The 1932-nt window shown below is 64.2% G+C and carries 1 protein-coding gene; it reads right to left on the bottom strand.

The window, feature by feature from the left end; translation table 11 throughout:
- Positions 1-1932: non-ribosomal peptide synthetase (locus NLI84_RS18810; protein ID WP_255992363.1), on the bottom strand; the 1932-nt coding region annotated here is incomplete at both ends.

Genomic DNA, 1932 nt, shown 5'->3' with positions numbered 1-1932 from the left:
GATCGCAGCCAGCGCGATCTCGGTCGGCGTGCCCGGCGCCTGGTATTCGATGCCCAGATCGGCTTGGTCGGGCATCGGCAGTGCCTTGCGATCCACCTTGCCGCTCGGGGTCTGTGGCAGAGTCGGCAGAATCACAATCGCGCTGGGTACCATATAGTCCGGCAGCTTTTGCAGCAGGCATTCGCGTAGCACGCGAGGCTGCGGCGAGGTGCCCGGCTTGGCCACGATATAACCGAACAGTTTTTTCAGCCCGCGCGCATCCTCTCGCACGGTGGCCGAGGCGGCCGCGACCTCTTCCAGCGTAACCAGAGCCTGCTCGACTTCGGCGAGCTCGATGCGAAAGCCACGAATCTTCACCTGGTGGTCGGAGCGGCCGAGGAACTCGATATTGCCGTCCGGCCGATAGCGAGCCACATCGCCGGTGCGATACATGCGGCTGCCAGCAGGCCCGAATGGATCGGGCACGAAACGTTCGGCCGTCAGATCCGGGCGTTGCCAGTAAACCTGCGCCAGATTGACCCCGGCGATGTACAGGTCGCCGCGCACGCCAACCGGCACCGGCTCGAAATAGCGATCGAGCACGTACATCTGCGAGTTGAACATCGGCTTGCCGATAGGGGGAAGTCGAGGCCAGTCGCCGGGCTCGCCGCTCAGGCGGTAGCCGGTGACGAAATGGCTTTCCGTCGGTCCATACTGGTTGTGCAGCAGGCCGTCGGCCAACTTGCGGTACAACGCGACCACCTCGTCGGTAATCTGCAGTTGCTCGCCGCCACAGACGATCTCGCGCAGATCGGGCAGGGCCGGCAGGTGGCTGGCGGCTTCGGCGATGCCTTGCAGCGCCACGAAGGGGATGAACAGGCGCGCGATGCGTTCACGCAATACCAGGTCCAGCAGTTGCACCGGATCGCGGCGGGTTTCCTCGCCGACCATGACCAACGCACCGCCGGCGGCCCAGGTCGAGAAGAGCTCATCAAAGCTGACGTCAAAGCTCAGTGGCGAGAACTGCAGCGTCCGGGCGCCGAGCGGCAGCGCGGATTCGGTGAGCTGCCACTGCACCAGATTGCTCAGCATGCGATGCGGCAGCGCAACGCCCTTGGGCAGTCCGGTCGAGCCCGAGGTGTAGATCACATAGCATAGGGCTTCGAGGCTGAGCGGCACCGTGAAGTCGTTGTCGTCCTCCTGCCATGCCGCAGCGCAATCGTCCATGCAGATGAAATGTGCGTCGCAATCGCCGACGCGGTGACGCAAGGCCTGGTGCGTCACGATGACCGGCGCGCGGGCATCTTGCGCCATGAAGCGCAACCGATCGGACGGATAGGCCGGGTCCATGGGGACGCAGGCGGCACCCGCTTTCAACACGCCCAGGACAGCGACCGCAACGTCCAACGAACGCTGCAGGCACAGACCGACGAGTGAGTGCGGTTGAACAGCAAAGCGTTGCAGGTGGCGGGCGAACTGGTTTGAGCGCCGGTTCAGATCCTCGTAGCTCAGCGAGTGGGCGCCGTCGAGTGCGGCCAGTCCTTGCGGCATGCGCAGCGCCGTTTCGCGGAACAGTTCGTGTGCCAGCACCGTCCGGAAAGGGGTTGCCGTGTCGTTCCAGGTTTCCACGATTTGCGTACGCTCGGTGCGCGTCAGCAACGCAAGCCGATCGACAGGCAGATCCGGTTCCGCCACGGCGGCGGACAGCAGTGTTTCAAAAGCGCCCATCAAGCGTTCAATGGTCGCCGGATCGAACAGGTCGCGATTGAATTCCCAGCTTCCCGTGTAACCGTCCGCAGTCGGAAGCATGACCAGCGTCAGCTCGAACTTGGCCGACGCGGCCTGCAGCGGCAGCATCTCTACCGTTACACCCGGCAGCACGAACTCGGGCAACCCGGTGTTCTGCAAGGTGAACATCACCTGGAACACCGGCGCACGGCTCAGATCGCGCGG

The organism is Chitinolyticbacter albus (assembly GCF_024437655.1).
In the GTDB taxonomy this organism is placed as follows: domain Bacteria; phylum Pseudomonadota; class Gammaproteobacteria; order Burkholderiales; family Chitinibacteraceae; genus Chitinolyticbacter; species Chitinolyticbacter albus.
The sequence above is the reverse complement of the archived record's forward strand: the minus strand, read 5'-3'. Positions and strand labels throughout refer to the sequence as shown.